The following is an 18,072-nucleotide window of genomic DNA, read 5'->3' on the forward strand; positions in this document are numbered from 1 at the left end:
TCTGGTGTTAAAACAGTTTTAGTTATTGGAATTTTTTAAAGAGTAGTTACGTTAAATAACTTATTTTGTTTTAGACCATTTCAGTTTTCATCAGAATTTCTTCTTCAATAGCATTCCAAAGTCCAATTCGTTTTTCTAAAGCTAATATTGAAACCTCTTCAACTTCCTTCCATTTTTGCGCATCATCTTCACATAAATCTGTAATCATCTGCATTGCCATTGGTCCGTGTTCGTCGGCATCAAGTTCAATATGACGTTCGAAATAATAAACAAGTTTGCTTAAATCAGTATCAGGAAAGTTTTTTTGAAAGTTTTTGAGGATTTCGGTAAACATACTCGGAATTAAGTCTTCTCTTCCAAAAGTAAAAGCAGCAGCAATTTGATGCGGTTTTCCTTCTTCAATAACTCTGAAAGTAAAATCTAAGAAAGATTTTATTTCAGGATGAACAGAACTTTGTTTTATGGCAACAAAAATATTATGAAGTGAATTTACTTCATTCAAAAATTTAGTAATTTCGGTTGTATCAGCGCCGCAGTCTTCCATTGCTTCAAGATACATTTCGTAATGACTTTGTCTTCTGCCGTCAATGCTTAAGTCTGTTTCTTCTGCTAAAACAATCTCATTGATTAAATATCTTGTTTCAGGATTTTTGGTAGCAAACCAAGGCGTTGTTGTGCAAGTAAGTTTGGCTTGTAAAGCTTTTAATAAAGACATAAAATCCCATACAGCAAAAACATGATTTTCTAAAAAGATGTGAAGATCATCAATGCTGTGTATTTTGTTGTATAAAGAATGTTTTAAAAGCTGCTCTTTTTGAGGTTGAATGCTATTGTGTATAGTTTCAATATTCATGTATGAAAATTTTATACAAAGATAAAAAGCTTCCTGGTAAGAAGAAGCCTTTTAAATTGATTTTGTGTATAATTTAATAGTTGTTTATTATTTAAATGCCGAAATTCCAGTTACATCCATTCCAGTAATTAATAAATGAATGTCATGAGTTCCTTCATAAGTAATAACACTTTCAAGATTCATCATATGGCGCATAATTGAGTATTCGCCAGTGATTCCCATTCCGCCCAGCATTTGTCTGGCTTCTCTTGCAATGTGAATTGCCATATCTACATTGTTGCGTTTTGCCATCGAAATTTGTGCTGTCGTCGCTTTTCCTTCGTTTCTTAAAACTCCTAAACGCCAAGTTAATAATTGAGCTTTTGTGATTTCGGTAATCATTTCGGCTAATTTTTTTTGCTGTAATTGTGTTCCTCCAATTGGTTTTCCAAACTGGATTCTTTCTTTGGCATATCTTAAAGCAGTATCATAACAATCCATTGCTGCTCCAATTGCACCCCAAGCGATTCCATATCGAGCAGAATCTAAACAGCCAAGCGGTGCGCCTAAACCAGATTTGTTTGGTAAAAGGTTTTCTTTAGGCACTTTTACATTATCAAAAATCAATTCACCAGTTGCAGATGCGCGAAGTGACCATTTATTATGAGTTTCAGGAGTTGTAAAACCTTCCATTCCTCGTTCAACGATTAAACCATGAATACGGCCTTCTTCGTTTTTTGCCCAAACAACAGCAATGTCAGCAAAAGGAGCATTTGAAATCCACATTTTAGCACCATTTAAAAGATAATGGTCACCCATATCTTTAAAATTGGTAATCATGCTACCAGGATCCGATCCATGATCTGGTTCGGTTAAACCAAAGCATCCTATATATTCACCTGTTGCCAGTTTTGGTAAAAACCTCATTCGCTGCTCTTCATTTCCATACTTCCAAATAGGATACATTACTAATGAAGATTGAACAGATGACGTAGATCTTACCCCAGAATCACCTCGTTCTATTTCCTGCATAATTAAACCGTACGAAATTTGGTCTAAACCTGCGCCTCCATATTCTACAGGAATATAAGGTCCAAATCCGCCAATTTCTCCTAGACCTTTTATGATCTGTTTAGGAAATTCTGCTTTTTGAGCAAATTCCTCAATAATAGGAGAAACTTCTCTTTTAACCCATGCACGTGCAGACTCTCTAACTAGTTTGTGTTCGTCTGTTAATAAATCATCAAGATTGTAATAATCTGGAGCTTGAAATAAATCTGGTTTCATTTTTGTATAGTTTTACTAAACAAATTTACGCAATATAAATATAACAAAACAAAGTAAAATTGTTACATTTATACATATTAGTTACAAAATAATCACAAATAAGGTAAATTATTTTTAGTTTATTGATAATTTATAACCTAATTTTGAGATTCCAAAAACATAAATTGAATGAGGCTGATCATCTCTTTTCTACTTTTTTTTGTTCTAAATAGCGCATTTGCTCAAGAGTCAAATGTAATGAGTGAAAAGGAGTATTTACTATTACAAGAAAAAATCCGACTAAATTTCAACGCAAATGTCGATAGTGCTCTTGTATATGCCTCGCAAATGGCTAAATCGAAAGATTACAAGCATTTGGCTTTTGCAAATGGATCGATGACCGCTATTTTTCAAGCTAAAGGTGATTCAAAAAGGTCTCAAGAAAGATATAAAGCAGCATTACAATATTTAGAGAAAATACCAGATTCGAAAGAAAAAACACAACTAAGATCTTACGTTTATAATTATGGAGGTTTGGCTGAGGCCTATCGAGGTAATTATGCAAAGGCTCTTGAAATTTATCAAGAAGGAATGAAGTTGTCTTTACAAATTAATGATGTAAAACAGCTTGTTAAGTTCAAAATGAATATTTCTTTAGTGAATGAAGCAGTAGGAAACTATCAATTAGCAATAAAGAATGTAAAACAAATTGATCGATTTATTGATGAAAATGAAAACGTTTTTAGTAAAGATCAATTTTTAAATCTTAAAAGTAACCTCAATCGGAGTTTGGCGAGTTCCTATGAAAGTTACTTTATGAAAAATTCAAGTAAGAGGTATTTACTTGATTCGGCAGAATATTACTATAAGAAAACCATAAATTATTCTCAAAATTTTGCTTCTAATAAAATAGTGGCAAAATTAAGTTTAGGGAATGTCTACAACTGGAAAGGCGATTATAAAAATGCTGAAAAAACATATTATGATGTTGTGTTTTTATCCAATCAAAATAATCAGAAAGACATATTGTGTATTGCCAATTATAATCTAGGTGATATTTATTTTACAACTAAACAGTACGACAGAGCATTAGTTTTTTTTAAAAAATGTGACTCGATTTCTGCAATTACAAATTCGAATGCTATTGATTATTTAAAATCAAATTATTACCAAGCTAAAATTTACAATATTCAAAACAAACCAGAACTTGCTTATAAACATTCAAGAATTTACTTGGATAATTATGAGAAGTTTGAGGAAAAATTAAGTGCCGAAGCTTTAGAAGTTAACTATAAACAAGGTGTAAACAACCTTACTGATGAAATGGTTACTATTGAAGAAAGGTATAAAAATGAAGTCCTAATAAATAGAGGTCTTAAGATTTTTTATGTATTAATCTTTGTAAGTGTTGTATTTCTTTTAATTAAAAACATTAGAGATAAAAATAAGGCGCATAAAAAGATGAATGCTTTAATAGAAGAATTTAAAGCAAATATTGAGAAGAAAAATAACAGCGAATTAGTTGAACCGCAGCCAGAAATACAAGAAGAAGTTCTTGAATTAGAAGAAGCACAGCTCAAAAAAGAAAATATTACTCTGAGCATCGACGAGGCTAAAGAAAATAAAATTGTCGAAAAACTATTAGCTCTCGAGAATAAGTTAGAATATTTAAATGCTGATTTTACCTTGCCTTATGTAGCAAAGAAAATAAAAACAAACACAACTTATCTGTCTTATGTAGTTAATAAACGATTTGGTAAATCATTTGGAGAATATTCTAATGAGTTGAAAATTAATTACGTAATCAATGAAATGATTACGAATCATATGTACCGAAAATATTCTACACAAGCTATTGCAGAAAGTGTTGGTTTTAAAAATGCAGTTTCTTTTGCAAAATCGTTTCGCAAAAGAACTGGAGTATCTCCAGCTCAATTTGCGAATAATATTTAATAATAGTCATTTGAGATAACCATTTCTGTGATTCAAATTTTATAAAGCACCTCCGCCGCCTCCTTTTCCAGGATCAACAGGTATAACATCAGGTGATTGTTCATCAGTATCATTTTCTCCTCCTCCTTTTACTGCTTTTAGATGGTTTTTAGATAATTCTTCTCCTTGAAAATCTTCGAATTTTAATTTTTGATTTGACATGTTTTGATATATTTAGTGTTGTGGATTTAAAATAAAGTGTAGGTTTTTGATTGGGGCTTAGTTCGTTTCGGGCATTTTTTTAAGTAGCGCCTCCCAATCCTCCTTTTCCTGGATCAATAGGCGGCGGCGGTGGCGGATTTGGATCATCTCCTCCTCTTACTGTTTTTTGCTGATTCTTAGAAATTTTTTCTCCTTGAAAGTCCTCGAATTTTAATTTTTGATTTGACATGATTTACTATTTTTAGTGTTGTGGGTTTTTAAAGTGGGGTATTTTATTTAGAATAGTTAGCTGCTTTTACGCAACGCCTCCGCATCCTCCTTTTCCTGGGTCAACCGGTGGCGGCGGAATTATATCTAAATCAGTGCCATCTCCTCCTCTTATCGCTTTTTGATGGGTTTTAGATAATTTCTCTACTTGAAAATCTTCGAATTTTAATTTTTGATTTGACATGTTTTAATGTTTTTAGGGTTGTGGATTTTTTTAAAACAGGGGCAGGTGTTTAATCGAGATTTGGAGTTTGTATTAGGGCGGTTTTTTAATTTACGCCTCCCAATCCTCCTTTTCCAGGATCAATAGGCGGCGGTGGAGGCGGCAGTATAATTTCTCCTCCTTGGACTCTTTTTTGTTGTTTTTTAGATAATTTTTCTCCTTGAAAATCTTCGAATTTTAGTTTCAGATTTGACATGATTTGATGTTTTAGGGTTACTATTTTTTTAATAAATGAAGTAGGCCTTTGTCAAGATTTGGAGTTTTTTGGGAAATTTTTTGGGCTGATTTTACAACTCAATATTTGCTTTTCGCAGATCATTTTGAGAATTTTCGGGGGCAGGAAAACCTCTTTTTGAACCTTGTTTTTTTGATTTTTAAGTAGTTTTTTTTACTCAGAAATCTTCGAATTTTAGTTTATGATTTGTCATGTTTTTGCATTTTAAGTTTTCTGATTTGTCAAAACTAGATAAAATGAGAAACCCTTGATCGAAATTGGTGTTTTGAGCTTTTTGAGTGACTGTTTGGCTTGATAACTGCTTGTTTGTTAGGTGATTGTGTATTGTATTGTACTAGTTATAATTTATAAATTGTATGTAGTATAATTGATAAAATGTGTGCTTTTAGGATTATTTTTCGAATAAAAACAGCAATATTTGTACTGTAATTATGATTTAAACCAGTCCAAAGAATGTTAAAACTTATTCAAAAATTTCTCCAAATAAACAGATACTCGGAAGTGAAAAATGAGTTTAAGGATTTGTTTCTTTCTCATCCTAATTATCCAAGTTTATTTGCGATAACAGATTCTTTCGATTTGTTGTCAATTGAGAATGCAGCAGTAAGAGTTTCTAAAGAGCAGATCGTTGATTTGCCTTCTAATTTTTTGGCTTATTTTAAAGATGAATTAACATTAGTTGAGAGAGCAAAAAACTTTGTTCGAATTAGTACCATTAAAAAAGGAGTTCAAAAAATATCGTATGATAAGTTTCTTTTAGATTGGAATGGAGTAATTGTAGCAATCGAACCTAATAATGTAGTTGCAAGAGAAAATTTAAAAGTTGAATTGAGCGGATTAAAATACTTCTTGCCATTTTTACTTTTAGCAGGGTTATCGTTCTTTTATAATGTATATACTTTATACAGCAGTATATTTTTACTAACCTCGGCTTTAGGATTAGTTGTTAGTATTTTAATTGTTCAGGAAAAACTAGGATTTAAAAATGGCATTATTTCGAAATTTTGTAATCTAAGTGCAAATTCATCATGCAGCTCAGTACTAAATTTTGATGAAAATTATAGTGATAAATGGATTAGTTTTTCTGATCTCCCGCTGCTTTTCTTTGGAGCGTCATTTATAGCAATTTTGGTGCAGCCTTTAAGTTCATCTGTTTTTGTTGGATTCTTGAGTTTATTAGCAATTCCAGTAATTGTATCATCTATATGGATTCAAAAATTTGAACTTCAAAAATGGTGTGTAATGTGTTTAATGGTTTCGTTCTTGATTTTTACGCAAAGTTTAATTTGGTTTTCATCAGACTTGTTTACTTTGAATTTTAGTTTCGAGGCGATTTTTCCATTTCTTTTTTCTTTAATTCTTTTGGTGCCAATTTGGTATGTTATAAAATCAATTGCTAAAAATGTTCTTAATAATGAAAACACTTTAAAAGAGCTAAAGAAGTTTAAAAGAAATTATTCATTACTTGATTTCTTGTCTAAGAAAGTTTCTTATACCAACGGACTTGAAGATTTAAGAGGATTAAATTTTGGAAATAGAAGTGCCGCCGTAAAACTTACTGTAATTGTAAGTCCAAGTTGTGTACACTGTCATAAAACATTTCAAGAAGCTTTTGACTTAGTTTTGAAATTTCCTGATAAAATATTTTTGAACGTATTGTTTAATGTTAATCCAGAGAATGTCGATAATCCGTATAAAGTTGTTGTCGAAAGGCTTTTGTCAATAAACAGATCAACTCCAGGAAAAACAGTCGAAGCAATTTCAGATTGGCATATTAAAAAAATGAATCTGAAAAAATGGTTGAAAAAATGGCCTGTTGATTCCGTTAGTATGATTGTTAAGCAGGAAATAAATAAACAGTATGAATGGTGTTCTAAAAATAACTTCAATTATACTCCAGTAAAAATTGTAAATGAGGGCTTGTTTCCAAGTGAATATGAGCTAAATGAATTGAAGTATTTTTTAAATGATTTTGCAGAACAGAAAGAAGCGGTTCTTGAAAAAACAGCATAAAGATTAGAAATAGACATAAACTTCAAATGTCTCAAAACGATTGAAGTATTTACTTAACAAAAATTAACAAAGCGATGTTAGAAAAAATTTTATCTAGTAAAGGAGCAAAAAAATTAACAACAGAAGAGAAGAAGACAATTCAAGGTGGGGGACAGGGAAATTGCCCTCCAAACCAAGTTTATGTCCACGAGAAATGTTGGAATAAAGTTCCTGACTAAAAACAGATAGATGAAATGATCCTTATGTTTTTATTTGGAGATTGAGTATTAAAAAAATGTAGAAATAAAAACATAAGGATTATATTTTTCCGTACAACTTGATTTTACTAGTAGCTTTAATTTAAAAAGTTCTTAACAATGTTAAAAAACATTCTAAATCTGGAAGGATCACAAGAGATTACTGCCAGTGAACAAAAAACAATAATAGGTACAAATGTTAAAGAAGCTACTTCAAAATGTGATACATGGTATAGCAGATCTGGTTTGACCTTTGAAGATTGTGCCGAGTATTACTCGTTAGATTTGAATTACGCCAGCGTAAATTAAGATAGCGCAATTGTAAAAGATTCGAAAATAAATTTAAATAGTTATGTTAAAGAAAATTTTAAATCTGAAACATGCTCAGCATATTAGTAAAAATGAGCAAAAAACGATAAAAGGAGGTATTCCAGAATGCTGGGTATTTGCAATTGAAGCCGGATGCGTGTTGATACCAAGTGGCGGGACATGTCCAATAAATACTGAAGCGGGTATCTGTGATACAAATCGTCTTTGCTGCTAGTTTTTTTGAAATTATTTATAAGTAATATACATACAGCCTTTTTTAAAATTTAGTCATGTTTTTTTTAATTTGTAGGCGCTCGATCGTGGAACATTGAGCAAATATCCCCACATTGATGATTGGTGTTGGGATTCTCAGGAAAAGTGGTCACTGGGTTAGTTTTATTTGGTTAGGGCTGATCAAGTGCCATCTCCTAGAGAAAGTTGGTATTACTAATAAAATTGAATATTTACGAGAGAATTAATTCTCTCTTTTTTTTGCCGCAGAATTTAATAGTAATAAAAATACTACGATGTTTTTAAGTTAGACAGACAGAGGCTTCAACTGTCTTAAAATGATTGAAGTATTAACAAATCAAAAAAACAAATCATGAAAAAATTAAAAGATTTAATTGGTATTGAAGTTTTAGGTGTTAAAGAAAAGAAAAACATTATGGGCGGAGGTCCTGGAGTTGAGGCTTGTTATTGTCCAGGAACAGGTATTTTTGCAGGTATTATACGTCCAGCTGATGGCGAAACTTGTGCCTCAGTTATCGAGGAAAGTTGTCTGCTGGACAGCTAAACATAAAATATATTTAAAGTAAAGAAAGCTTTGTTGTTTTTAAACAAAGCTTTCTTGCTTTTTTATAGATTAGTTGAAAATTAATTATAAAAGGAAAAGTTTAGCTGTTTAATTAAAACCTGATTTATATTTTAAGATTTTTTGTATAATATTGTTATGAATAAACCCAAATAGTAGAGTTGAAAAAATTCACCAGTTACAAACAAGCAGATTTTAAAGATTGCGGGCCAACATGTTTAAAGATCATAGCTAAACATTACGGTAAAACAATTAATATTCAGGAGTTGCGCGATGCAAGCGAGACGACTCGTGAGGGGAGCAATTTGCTTTTTTTGAGTGATGCAGCTGAAAAAATTGGTTTTAGAACTTTAGGCGTAAAATTAAATGCAGAACGATTAGAAGAAGCGCCCCTTCCGTGTATTTTACATTGGAATAAAAACCATTATGTAGTACTTTATAAAATTAAAAAAGATACTTATTATATATCAGATCCCGCTTTTGGTTTAATTGAATATAATAAACAGGATTTTCTTAAATTTTGGATTGGAAACAACGCCGATGATTCGACTCAAGAAGGAATCGCTTTATTGATTGAAGCCACACCAAAGTTTTTTCAATCTGAATTTGATAAAGAAGACGGTAAAGGTTTGGGGTTTGGATTGCTTTCACAATATGTGCTTCGCTATAAATCATTTTTGATTCAATTGTCGATAGGTTTGTTGGCAAGCACTTTACTGCAGCTTATTTTTCCATTCCTAACGCAAAGTATTGTCGATATTGGAATACAAAATCAGAACATACATTTTATTTATCTAATTCTTTTTGCGCAGTTATTTCTATTTGCCGGAAGAACAGGTTTGGAACTTATCCGGAGTTGGATTTTACTGCATCTTTCAACCCGTATCAATATTTCACTTATTTCAGATTTCTTTATTAAATTAATGAATCTGCCTATTTCATTTTTTGATGTTCGAATGACGGGTGATATTATGCAGCGTATAAATGACCACCGTCGAATTGAAAAAATCTTAACCACATCTTCATTAAATGTCTTGTTTTCTGTTATAAATATGTTTGTAATGGGAGCAGTTTTAGCTTATTTTAATCTAAAGATATTCTTAGTTTTTTTTGTTGGAAGTCTTCTTTATTTTGGATGGATAACCTTGTTTTTAAAACGAAGAGAAATTTTAGATTATAAACGTTTTGCCGAGGTTTCTCAGGAGCAAAGCAAAGTGATGGAACTTATAAACGGAATGCAGGAAATTAAACTCCACAATGCTGAAAAACAAAAGCGCTGGGGTTGGGAATATGTGCAGGCTAGATTGTTTAGAGTTTCGATAAAAGGTTTGGTTTTGGAGCAGACACAAACAATTGGTTCCTCGGTCATCAACGAATTAAAAAATATCTTCATCATCTTTTTGTCGGCAAAATTAGTTATCGACGGTTCAATTACATTGGGTATGATGCTGGCCATCAGTTCGATTGTGGGAAGTTTAAATGGGCCGGTAACACAGCTTATTGAATTTGTTCGAGAACTGCAGGATGCCAAAATATCATTGGCAAGATTATCTGAAATTCATGAGAAAGAAGATGAAACACAGCAAGAAGCTCATCAAACAAATGATGTTCCTTTTGATGCTCCAATAGAAATCAAGAATATTTCATATCGCTATTTAGGATCTGATATTCCTGTTTTGGATAATTTAAATCTTGTGATTCCGCCAAATAAAATAACCGCTATAGTGGGTGTCAGCGGAAGCGGTAAAACTACTTTGATGAAGTTGCTGCTTAAGTTTTATGAGCCCGAAAAAGGAGAGATCACTATTGGAAATTCGCAGTTGAAAAATATTTCTCAAAAAGCATGGCGTTCTAATATTGGTGCTGTAATGCAGGAAGGCTTTATTTTTAGCGATACCATTGCAAATAATATTGCTTTTGGAGTTGATGTAATTAATAAAGAACGATTAGTTTATGCGGCTGATGTGGCCAATATTAAAGAATATATCAGTGAACTTCCTCTTGGTTATAACACAAAAGTTGGAGCAGAAGGTGTAGGAATGAGCACCGGACAGAAGCAAAGATTATTAATTGCAAGAGCCGTTTATAAAGATCCCGAAATTTTATTTTTTGATGAAGCAACATCAGCTTTGGATGCAAATAATGAGAAAGAAATAATGAGAAAGTTAGGTCTGTTTTTTGAAAATAAAACAGTAGTCGTAATTGCGCATAGATTAAGTACAGTTATGAATGCAGACCAAATTGTAGTTTTGGATAAAGGAAAAATTATAGAAATAGGATCTCATACATCTTTAGTAGAGCAAAAAGGAAATTATTTTGAATTGGTTAAAAATCAATTGCAGTTAGGAAATTAATTATGGCAGACGAGCATAACACATTCGAATTAAGAAGCGAAGAAGTTCAAGATATTCTAACCAAAGTACCGCATTGGATGATTCGATGGGGAACGGTTTTGATATTTGCAATTATACTCCTTCTTTTTTTTGTTTCCTGGTTTATAAAGTATCCAGATGTTGTAAATACTGAAATTGTAATTACAACCAATATTCCGCCAGAAAAAATAGTATCAAAATCTTCTGGAAGGATTGAAGCCATTTTAGTTAAAGATAAAACAATCGTTTCTAAGAATACAACGCTGGCAATAATTGAAAACACAGCCAATTATAAAGATGTTTTTTTACTAAAAAGCATAATGGACAGCTACAATATTAATGATCCTAAAAAAGAATTTCCTTTTGCACAATTAAAAAACACACAATTGGGTGAAATTGAAAGTGCATACGCAGTTTTTCAAAAAGACTATCAAGCTCAGGAATTAAATCATGATTTACAGCCATTTGCTATTGAAAACAGAGCGCAAGTTTCTGAGAAAATTCAAATAAAAGAACGATTAGATATTCTTCAGCAGCAAAAAGTGATAAACGAAAGCGAACTTCAGCTTCAAAAAAATGAAGTTGCACGTTTTGAAGTTCTTTTTGCAAAAGGAATTATTTCGGCTCAAGAAATGGAAGCAAAGAAATTGAATTTTCTGCAGGCGCAGAAGAATTATCGAAGTCTTTTAGCTTCAATTTCACAATTAAAATCCTCTTTGATTGATAACACAAAATCAAGTCAGAATTCGCAGATTAACAGCACTAAAGAGGAAGTAAACTTAGGACGAAACATGGCGCAGTCATTTTATCAGCTTAAAAAAGTGATTAAGGACTGGGAACTGACCTATACACTAAAATCGTCTATCAGCGGAACGGTTACTTTTTTACAAGTTTGGACAGAAAATCAAACAATAAATGCAGGAGACAATGTTTTTTCGATTATTCCAGATGCTAAAAACGGCTTTATTGGAAAAGTAAAAGCACCGGCATTAAATTCGGGAAAGATAAAAGTTGGACAAAGAGTAAATATACGTTTAGCTAATTTTCCAGATAGAGAATTTGGTGTTCTTAAAGGTAAAATCCGCAATATTTCTTTGGTGCCAGATAAAGATGGAAATATATTGCTAGATGTTGAACTGCCAAACGGATTAGAAACATCCTATAAAAAGCAAATCGTATTTCAGCAGGAAATGAAAGGAAGTGCCGAAATTGTAACAGAAGATCTTCGATTAATCGAGAGAATATTATATCAGTTTAAAAGTATTTTTGAACAAGTTTAAAATTAACCCCAAAACCCGTAATTAACCAAACCCCAATTTTTATAATGAAAAGAATTTTACTTACTATTATCATTCTAATATTTCAATATTCTCATTCAAAACCCATAACCGAAACTCAAAAACTGGCCGCAATTTGTAAAGTCTGGGGCTTTTTAAAGTATTATCATCCTAATGTTGCTGATGGAAGCAAAAATTGGGATGAACAATTATTTCAAATTTTGCCAAAAGTAGAAGAAGCACAATCAGCAGAAGCATTTTCGTCAGTACTTGAAAACTGGATTGTTTCTTTGGGAGAAATTAAAAAACAGGAAGTTGTAAAAGCAGCAGAGAAAAAGGAATATTTTGATAAAAACTTCGATTTATCCTGGATTTCAAAAAGTGATTTGTTCTCGAAATCACTTTCAAAAAAGCTTGAATTTGTTAAGGAAAACAGAATTCAGAACAAGCAGTTTTATGTTGATTTTGGTCGTGGTGACGGAATGCCTTTAAAATTTAATAACGAAATTAAATATGCAGATTTTAAATGGACCGATAAAAATCTTCGTCTTTTGATATTATTCCGATATTGGAATTACGTTGAATATTTCTTTCCCTATAAATATCAGATGGATCAAAATTGGGATAAAGTATTAAGTGAGTTTCTGCCAAGAATTATTGCTCCAGAATCTGAGAAAGACTTTGGATTGGCCATTAGAGAAATCTCTATAAAGTTAAATGATACACATGCTTCAACACAAGTGCCGCAGTTGTTAGAGTATTTTGGAGATAAATTTATTCCGGTTGATATTAAAATAATTGATCAGAAAGCAGTTGTTATCAGTTTAAAAAATGATTCACTTGCAAAAGTTAATGACTTAAAAATAGGAGATGTAATTACCAAAGTTGATGGAAAGACGATCGCTTCAATTTTAAATGACAATCGAAAATATGTTGAAGGATCAAACGAGCCATCAGTTTTGAAAAATGCTTATTGGGCTGTTTTTAATGGTAAAACGACTTCATTTGAAATTGAATTCATTCGCGATGGAAAAACAGCAGTTAAATCAATAAACCGTTATAAATACAAAGATTTAAAAATTAAATTTCCCACTCAAGAAAAATGGAAAGTTTTGGAAGGGAATATTGGATACGTAAATTTTGATGCGGTTGCTGTTGAGAATATTCCAGATTTGATTGCAGAGCTTAAAAATACCAATGCTATTATTTTTGATGACAGAAAGAGACCTCATGATGTAATGTTTGCTCTTTCAGATTGGTTGAATCCTCAAGAGAAAGAATTTGCAAGATATTTAGATCCTGATATTGGTTTTCCAGGACGATTTGTATGGAATCCAGATATTAGAAAATGTGGAAAAAATAATCCAGATTATTATAAAGGAAAAGTAATTGTTTTAGTTGATGAAAATACAGTAAGTCATGGAGAGTTTACGGCGATGGCACTGCAGACTGCTCCAAATGTAACGGTTATTGGCAGTCAGACAGGAGGAGCTGATGGCACCAATTATAAGTTTGGTATAATAAAAGGATTTTCTTCATCTTTTACTTGCTATGGTGTTTTTTACCCAAACAAAAAAGAAGCACAGCGTATAGGAATCGTTCCTAATATTGAAGTTAAATCAACCATTTTAGGAATTCAGCAAGGCAGAGATGAGATTCTAGATCGAGCGATTATATTTGCAAAATCAGGTAAATAAATGGAGTCAAAAATAAAAATCAAACAAGGAATTTTGATCTTGTTTTTGTTGCTGCAATACGTTTTGTATTCGCAGAAATCGAATAAATTATATGATTCGTTTAGTATTTCCGGCACTGTTAAAGATTCAAAATCAGATTTTGTAATTGCAAATGCAGATCTTTATCTTCTTAATTGCAATAAAAGTGTAGTTGCCAACTCAGAAGGAAATTTTCAATTCAATATTTCTAAAGGCAGTTTTAATGATAAATTGATTATTTCGGCTTTAGGATATTATTCGGATACAATTGAAGTTGCTGCACTTGAAAAAATGCAAAAGGAACCACTGCTGATCAAATTGAATAAAGAAAAAGAAGCTGAGGTTTCATTAAATGAAATGATTATTGTTTCTGCTAAAAAGAAATCAAACAACTTATCTGCAACAGCAATTTTAAAGAAATCAAAAGAAAATATTCAAAGTAATTATTATCAAAAACCATTCAATCAGAAATTCTTTTTTAGATCTCAAACCAATAAAGATGGTGTTTTTACTATCAACGAAGAAGCGTCAATTAATACCTTCAGTCCAAACGGAATTAAAGTTTCAGATGATGCTGCGGCCAATTATTTTGGAGAAATAGTGCAGTTTCGAAAAAAATCAGATTCAGTATCAAATGAAAATTGGAAAGGGATAGGGTATTTTGGAGTTATAATTTTTAGAAACATAATGTTAAGCAATCAGAATTTGCTTTATGAAACAAAAAACTTTGAATTAAAGAAAGAAGGGATAACGACTTATGGTGGTAAAAAGGTCTATGTAATTAGTTTTACAAATTTGAATCCAACTGTTTTTTCTACTGGTTTTGGAAATCCCGCACCTCAATCCGCAATAGGGTTTATTTATATCGAAACAGATTCTTTTGCGATCGTGAAATTTGAGCAATATGTGGTTTTAAAAAAAGACAGATCAAACGATAATGATGATATCACAATAGAATCGTCGCTGAAGATTACCCAAACCTACAAAAATGTCAACGGACGCTATTTTATTAATTATTGTAATGAAAAAGTAGAAAGCAATTATTTTTCACAATCAAGTAAAAAGCAAATAAGCACTGTCTATTCAAATTATGATTTAATGTCAGAAGATATTATTACAGAAAATGTATCGGCTATAAAACGTCCAATTGATCGACTGAAATTAGATGCGAAATTTGTTGAAGATCTGGAATATTGGAATAATAATAATTTTATAATCGAGAATAAAAAGATTTAATTTTAAGATTTACATTTTCAGATAAAAATCCTTTGTAAGCTCAATATATTCTGGAGTATAAACGTGACGATCGATTTCAATTGTTAATTCATTGATTTCGATTTCTGACGTTTCATTTCGGCTAAAAGCTAATAGACTGCGTTTGATTTCAGATTTTGGAGTTCCTTTTACACGCGTTATTTTTATCGGATATAATTCTGATTCTTTTGCTAATCGGATAAATTTTTCTTCTTCTTTAAAGGGAAGAATTAAAGCTAAAATTCCATTTTCGGATAAAAGTAAATCAGCTGCTTCAACAATTTCTTCAAAAGGCATTGCGTCTTGAAAACGTGCTAAATCACGTTGTTCATTCTCTGTTTTGTAATCTTCAGCATAAAAAGGCGGATTGGAAACAATTAAGTCATATTCGTCTTCCGGTTCTTCTATAAATTCATCTAAACCAGCATGAAAGCAAAATAAACGATCGCCCCAAGGAGAGTTTTCGAAATTTTCTACCGCTTGTTCATATGCGTCTTCATCAATTTCAAGTGCATCAATTTGTTCCGCATTTGTTCGTTGTGCAAGCATCAATGCAATAATTCCAGTTCCTGCGCCAATGTCTAAAATGCTAAAAGGATTATGATTTATTGGAGCCCAAGAGCCTAACAAAACGCCGTCAGTGCCTACTTTCATTGCGGTTTTATCTTGTTGAACAGAGAATTGCTTGAATGAAAACATCTTGGTTAAGGATTGTATATTAATGATTTTTGATTTCAGATGAAAACTGAACACTCAAAACTGAACGCTTTTTTAAAGGTACATTTCAACTAAACCTTCAGGTAAGTTCATGATCACTTTTTTGTTTTCGCGGTCAATTTTTACAAGGAATTGATCGATCATTGGAATCAGCATTTCGACTTCGCCATTTAAAACTTCAAAAAGTGGTTGTGCAGTAGTGTCGTTTACAGCTGCTATTTTTCCAAATACACCTAAGCGCTGGTCTTCGATTTCGAAACCAATAACTTCGTGAAAATAGAATTTGTTGCCAGAAAGTTTAGGCAGCATTGTTAAAGGAAGATAAATAGGATTGCCAATTAAAGCATCTGCATCTTCCTCGGTATTTACATCTTCAAAACGAATTCTAAGAAAGTCGTTTTTGTGTAAAGAACTTGTTTCAATAAAAAAAGGAACCAAGTGTTTGTTGCATTCAACAAACACTGATTCCAGATTTTCGTATAACTCAGGTTCGTCTGTGTCTAAATAAGCCAAGACTTCACCTTTGAAACTAAATTTTTTAGCGATTTTACCTAAATAAAAACATTCTTCTTTACGCATTATCGCTAGCTAAAATTATGCTTCAGTTGTTTCGTTATTCTCTTCAGCAGCAGGAGCTTCTTCAGTAGATGCTTCTACTTCAGCAACTTCTTCAACTGCAGGAGTTGCAGCAGCGATAGCATCAGCTTCAGCCTGAGCCGCAGCAGCTAAACGTTTAGCGTTAACTTCTTTTTCAGCTTTCAAAGCTTTAGCTTTAACATCAGCTTGAGCTTTTGTTAAACCATCTTTTTTAGCATCAACTTTTCCAGCTTTAGCCTCTAACCAAGCAGCTAATTTAGCATCAGCTTGTTCTTGAGTTAAAGCACCTTTACGAATACCTCCATCAAGGTGGTGTTTCAATAAAGCACCTTTGTAAGAAAGAATTGCTCTAGCAGTATCAGTTGGTTGAGCACCATTGTGTAACCATTTAACTGCACTATCAAGGTTTAAGTCGATAGTTGCTGGGTTAGTGTTTGGATTGTAAGTACCGATTTTCTCTAAGTATTTACCATCTCTTTTTGAGCGTGCATCTGCAGCTACAACCCAGTAAAAAGGTTTTCCTTTTTTACCGTGTCTTTGTAATCTAATTTTTACTGACATAATCTTATTGATTAAATTTTGAGGTACTCGACCTCTATTAATTAAGGGCGCAAAGATATAATTTTTTTAGCAATAATACGTTTCAAAAAGTATTAAATGCATTTTGGATCCAATTTTATTGTTTTTTTGCCTTTTTTGATAGTATTATTGAGGCAATTATCTCTTAATGCGGTATTTTTGCCTCAAATTGACTTAGATATGAAAAGATATTTTTATTTTTTATCGCTTTTTTTTATTGTCGCATCTTGTACAGATGATGTAAAGTTCAATAATCCTGCTTTTCAAGCCTTAAAAGAAAATGTTTTTTGGAGAGCTCAAAGTTATAAAGCACATTTAGGAGAAAACGGCAGCATAGTGGTAGAAGGTTCTTTAGGGTATGAAAAAGTTACTTTGCAAATGGCTTCGACTGCCAAGCAGACTTTTACTCTGGGTAATGACGAGTTTTCTAAGGCATTATACGAAAATAAACTGTCGACAGATGTGTCTGCATTTTCAACAGGTACAGATAAAGGCAGCGGACAGATTGTTATTACTGATTATGATAATGTAAATCATACAATTTCTGGAACGTTTAAATTTACTGCAGAAAATGATGACGAAAGTAATATTGAAAAACCCAAGATTAACTTTAAAGAAGGAGTCTTTTATAAAGTGCCGATTGAAGTGAGTACCACAGAAAATCATTTGTAGATTTTTGTCAGGCACAGATTCTATAAGGTGATTATCAAAATCAAAATAAAAACATAAATAAACTAATATATAGTAGATTACAGAAAAATAAGACTACATTTGCTACATTATTATAAATAAGTACATATGAACATTTTTGTTGGAAGCCTTCCATTCAGTATTGAGGAAGCAGATTTAAGAGAGTCTTTCGAGGCTTATGGAGCAGTAGATTCAGTTAAAATTATCACTGATAAATTTACTGGAAGAAGCAAAGGTTTTGGTTTCGTAGAGATGCCAAACGATGCTGAAGCTCAAAAAGCAATTGATGAGTTGAACGGAGCTACTGTTCAAGGTCGTACAATTGTTGTAAATAAATCTGAACCAAAACCTGAAGGTGAAAGAAGAAGCTTCAATAACAACCGTGGAGGTGATTCTCGCGGAGGTTACGGAAACAACCGTGGTGGAAACGACCGTGGTGGTAACAGAGGAGGATATTAATATTTTTTTCTAAATATATAAAAGGGATCAACGAAAGTTGATCCCTTTTTTTATGTTGTAATT

21 protein-coding genes are annotated in these 18,072 nt (G+C 32.1%); 12 read left to right on the forward strand and 9 right to left on the reverse strand.

The window, feature by feature from the left end; genetic code table 11:
• Positions 1-70: 70 nt before the first annotated feature.
• Positions 71-853, reverse strand: coding sequence for a DUF3050 domain-containing protein (locus tag NLG42_RS06075; protein ID WP_089059529.1), 783 nt, complete (start codon positions 851-853; stop codon positions 71-73).
• A gap of 87 nt (positions 854-940) precedes the next feature.
• Positions 941-2,119, reverse strand: a complete 1,179-nt coding sequence (locus NLG42_RS06080; RefSeq protein WP_089059528.1) for an acyl-CoA dehydrogenase family protein — start codon at positions 2,117-2,119, stop codon at positions 941-943.
• A 168-nt stretch (positions 2,120-2,287) separates the two neighbouring features.
• On the opposite strand from NLG42_RS06080, the gene NLG42_RS06085 reads away from it, so the two are divergent.
• Entirely contained in the window at positions 2,288-4,051 is a 1,764-nt protein-coding gene (locus NLG42_RS06085) for an AraC family transcriptional regulator (protein ID WP_099717727.1), read from the forward strand.
• Positions 4,052-4,090: 39 nt separating this feature from the next.
• Here the strand turns inward: NLG42_RS06085 and NLG42_RS06090 are convergent, their stop codons facing one another.
• The 4 genes from NLG42_RS06090 to NLG42_RS06105 form a co-directional block, all read right to left on the reverse strand.
• Positions 4,091-4,252, reverse strand: a complete 162-nt coding sequence (locus NLG42_RS06090; protein ID WP_257683266.1) for an rSAM-modified peptide — start codon at positions 4,250-4,252, stop codon at positions 4,091-4,093.
• 79 nt (positions 4,253-4,331) lie between these two features.
• Positions 4,332-4,481: an rSAM-modified peptide gene (locus tag NLG42_RS06095; RefSeq protein WP_089059525.1), complete on the reverse strand. Its 150-nt coding sequence runs from the start codon at positions 4,479-4,481 to the stop codon at positions 4,332-4,334.
• A gap of 66 nt (positions 4,482-4,547) precedes the next feature.
• Positions 4,548-4,703: an rSAM-modified peptide gene (locus tag NLG42_RS06100; protein ID WP_089059524.1), complete on the reverse strand. Its 156-nt coding sequence runs from the start codon at positions 4,701-4,703 to the stop codon at positions 4,548-4,550.
• Positions 4,704-4,788: 85 nt separating this feature from the next.
• Positions 4,789-4,938, reverse strand: coding sequence for an rSAM-modified peptide (locus NLG42_RS06105; RefSeq protein WP_089059523.1), 150 nt, complete (start codon positions 4,936-4,938; stop codon positions 4,789-4,791).
• A gap of 492 nt (positions 4,939-5,430) precedes the next feature.
• On the opposite strand from NLG42_RS06105, the gene NLG42_RS06110 reads away from it, so the two are divergent.
• From NLG42_RS06110 to NLG42_RS06150, 9 genes are all read left to right on the forward strand, one after another.
• A complete protein-coding gene (locus NLG42_RS06110; RefSeq protein WP_257683267.1) occupies positions 5,431-6,990 on the forward strand; it encodes a vitamin K epoxide reductase family protein in 1,560 nt (519 codons plus the stop codon).
• A gap of 74 nt (positions 6,991-7,064) precedes the next feature.
• The gene (locus NLG42_RS06115) at positions 7,065-7,208 is read left to right on the forward strand and encodes a hypothetical protein (RefSeq protein ID WP_257683268.1); all 144 of its coding nucleotides are present in this window, start codon (positions 7,065-7,067) and stop codon (positions 7,206-7,208) included.
• Between the two features lie 138 nt (positions 7,209-7,346).
• On the forward strand, positions 7,347-7,535 hold the full coding sequence (locus tag NLG42_RS06120) for a hypothetical protein (protein WP_099717726.1): 189 nt from the start codon (positions 7,347-7,349) through the stop codon (positions 7,533-7,535).
• A gap of 43 nt (positions 7,536-7,578) precedes the next feature.
• Positions 7,579-7,770, forward strand: a complete 192-nt coding sequence (locus tag NLG42_RS06125; RefSeq protein ID WP_089059520.1) for a hypothetical protein — start codon at positions 7,579-7,581, stop codon at positions 7,768-7,770.
• Positions 7,771-8,139: 369 nt separating this feature from the next.
• Positions 8,140-8,331 (forward strand): hypothetical protein, encoded by a 192-nt coding sequence (locus NLG42_RS06130; RefSeq protein ID WP_089059519.1) that lies wholly within the window; start codon positions 8,140-8,142, stop codon positions 8,329-8,331.
• Between the two features lie 179 nt (positions 8,332-8,510).
• Positions 8,511-10,703, forward strand: a complete 2,193-nt coding sequence (locus NLG42_RS06135; protein ID WP_257683269.1) for a peptidase domain-containing ABC transporter — start codon at positions 8,511-8,513, stop codon at positions 10,701-10,703.
• Between the two features lie 2 nt (positions 10,704-10,705).
• The gene (locus NLG42_RS06140) at positions 10,706-12,001 is read left to right on the forward strand and encodes an HlyD family secretion protein (protein WP_099717724.1); all 1,296 of its coding nucleotides are present in this window, start codon (positions 10,706-10,708) and stop codon (positions 11,999-12,001) included.
• A gap of 44 nt (positions 12,002-12,045) precedes the next feature.
• Complete coding sequence (locus NLG42_RS06145) at positions 12,046-13,695, forward strand: S41 family peptidase (protein WP_257683270.1); 1,650 nt, start codon at positions 12,046-12,048, stop codon at positions 13,693-13,695.
• Positions 13,696-14,949, forward strand: coding sequence for a carboxypeptidase-like regulatory domain-containing protein (locus tag NLG42_RS06150; RefSeq protein ID WP_257683271.1), 1,254 nt, complete (start codon positions 13,696-13,698; stop codon positions 14,947-14,949).
• 9 nt (positions 14,950-14,958) lie between these two features.
• Here NLG42_RS06150 and NLG42_RS06155 read toward each other — a convergent pair whose 3' ends face one another.
• The 3 genes from NLG42_RS06155 to NLG42_RS06165 all read right to left on the reverse strand — a co-directional run bounded on the left by NLG42_RS06155 (position 14,959) and on the right by NLG42_RS06165 (position 16,842).
• Positions 14,959-15,666 carry a tRNA1(Val) (adenine(37)-N6)-methyltransferase gene (locus NLG42_RS06155; RefSeq protein ID WP_089059514.1) on the reverse strand — a complete coding sequence of 236 codons (708 nt, stop codon included), beginning with the start codon at positions 15,664-15,666 and terminating at the stop codon, positions 14,959-14,961.
• A 72-nt stretch (positions 15,667-15,738) separates the two neighbouring features.
• On the reverse strand, positions 15,739-16,263 hold the full coding sequence (rimM, locus tag NLG42_RS06160; protein WP_099717721.1) for a ribosome maturation factor RimM: 525 nt from the start codon (positions 16,261-16,263) through the stop codon (positions 15,739-15,741).
• A gap of 15 nt (positions 16,264-16,278) precedes the next feature.
• Entirely contained in the window at positions 16,279-16,842 is a 564-nt protein-coding gene (locus NLG42_RS06165) for a 30S ribosomal protein S16 (protein ID WP_089053745.1), read from the reverse strand.
• 198 nt (positions 16,843-17,040) lie between these two features.
• Between NLG42_RS06165 and NLG42_RS06170 the strand changes: the two genes are divergently transcribed.
• Together NLG42_RS06170 and NLG42_RS06175 are read left to right on the forward strand one after the other, a co-directional pair.
• Entirely contained in the window at positions 17,041-17,532 is a 492-nt protein-coding gene (locus NLG42_RS06170; protein ID WP_089059570.1) for a DUF6252 domain-containing protein, read from the forward strand.
• A 126-nt stretch (positions 17,533-17,658) separates the two neighbouring features.
• A complete protein-coding gene (locus NLG42_RS06175; RefSeq protein WP_089053747.1) occupies positions 17,659-18,009 on the forward strand; it encodes an RNA recognition motif domain-containing protein in 351 nt (116 codons plus the stop codon).
• The last annotated feature ends 63 nt before the right edge of the window (positions 18,010-18,072 follow it).

The organism is Flavobacterium plurextorum, from assembly GCF_024638035.1.
In the GTDB taxonomy this organism is placed as follows: domain Bacteria; phylum Bacteroidota; class Bacteroidia; order Flavobacteriales; family Flavobacteriaceae; genus Flavobacterium; species Flavobacterium plurextorum.

What these genes read in the sequence shown, in the direction of transcription:
- NLG42_RS06090 (WP_257683266.1), bottom strand. Translation starts at nt 4,252, where the DNA reads ATGTCAAATCAAAAATTAAAATTCGAAGATTTTCAAGGAGAAGAATTA.
- NLG42_RS06125 (WP_089059520.1), top strand. Translation starts at nt 7,579, where the DNA reads ATGTTAAAGAAAATTTTAAATCTGAAACATGCTCAGCATATTAGTAAA.
- NLG42_RS06140 (WP_099717724.1), top strand. Translation starts at nt 10,706, where the DNA reads ATGGCAGACGAGCATAACACATTCGAATTAAGAAGCGAAGAAGTTCAA.
- NLG42_RS06150 (WP_257683271.1), top strand. Translation starts at nt 13,696, where the DNA reads ATGGAGTCAAAAATAAAAATCAAACAAGGAATTTTGATCTTGTTTTTG.
- rimM (WP_099717721.1), bottom strand. Translation starts at nt 16,263, where the DNA reads ATGCGTAAAGAAGAATGTTTTTATTTAGGTAAAATCGCTAAAAAATTT.
- NLG42_RS06165 (WP_089053745.1), bottom strand. Translation starts at nt 16,842, where the DNA reads ATGTCAGTAAAAATTAGATTACAAAGACACGGTAAAAAAGGAAAACCT.
- NLG42_RS06170 (WP_089059570.1), top strand. Translation starts at nt 17,041, where the DNA reads ATGAAAAGATATTTTTATTTTTTATCGCTTTTTTTTATTGTCGCATCT.
- NLG42_RS06095 (WP_089059525.1), bottom strand. Translation starts at nt 4,481, where the DNA reads ATGTCAAATCAAAAATTAAAATTCGAGGACTTTCAAGGAGAAAAAATT.
- NLG42_RS06105 (WP_089059523.1), bottom strand. Translation starts at nt 4,938, where the DNA reads ATGTCAAATCTGAAACTAAAATTCGAAGATTTTCAAGGAGAAAAATTA.
- NLG42_RS06110 (WP_257683267.1), top strand. Translation starts at nt 5,431, where the DNA reads ATGTTAAAACTTATTCAAAAATTTCTCCAAATAAACAGATACTCGGAA.
- NLG42_RS06145 (WP_257683270.1), top strand. Translation starts at nt 12,046, where the DNA reads ATGAAAAGAATTTTACTTACTATTATCATTCTAATATTTCAATATTCT.
- NLG42_RS06120 (WP_099717726.1), top strand. Translation starts at nt 7,347, where the DNA reads ATGTTAAAAAACATTCTAAATCTGGAAGGATCACAAGAGATTACTGCC.
- NLG42_RS06130 (WP_089059519.1), top strand. Translation starts at nt 8,140, where the DNA reads ATGAAAAAATTAAAAGATTTAATTGGTATTGAAGTTTTAGGTGTTAAA.
- NLG42_RS06075 (WP_089059529.1), bottom strand. Translation starts at nt 853, where the DNA reads ATGAATATTGAAACTATACACAATAGCATTCAACCTCAAAAAGAGCAG.
- NLG42_RS06100 (WP_089059524.1), bottom strand. Translation starts at nt 4,703, where the DNA reads ATGTCAAATCAAAAATTAAAATTCGAAGATTTTCAAGTAGAGAAATTA.
- NLG42_RS06115 (WP_257683268.1), top strand. Translation starts at nt 7,065, where the DNA reads ATGTTAGAAAAAATTTTATCTAGTAAAGGAGCAAAAAAATTAACAACA.
- NLG42_RS06080 (WP_089059528.1), bottom strand. Translation starts at nt 2,119, where the DNA reads ATGAAACCAGATTTATTTCAAGCTCCAGATTATTACAATCTTGATGAT.
- NLG42_RS06085 (WP_099717727.1), top strand. Translation starts at nt 2,288, where the DNA reads ATGAGGCTGATCATCTCTTTTCTACTTTTTTTTGTTCTAAATAGCGCA.
- NLG42_RS06155 (WP_089059514.1), bottom strand. Translation starts at nt 15,666, where the DNA reads ATGTTTTCATTCAAGCAATTCTCTGTTCAACAAGATAAAACCGCAATG.
- NLG42_RS06175 (WP_089053747.1), top strand. Translation starts at nt 17,659, where the DNA reads ATGAACATTTTTGTTGGAAGCCTTCCATTCAGTATTGAGGAAGCAGAT.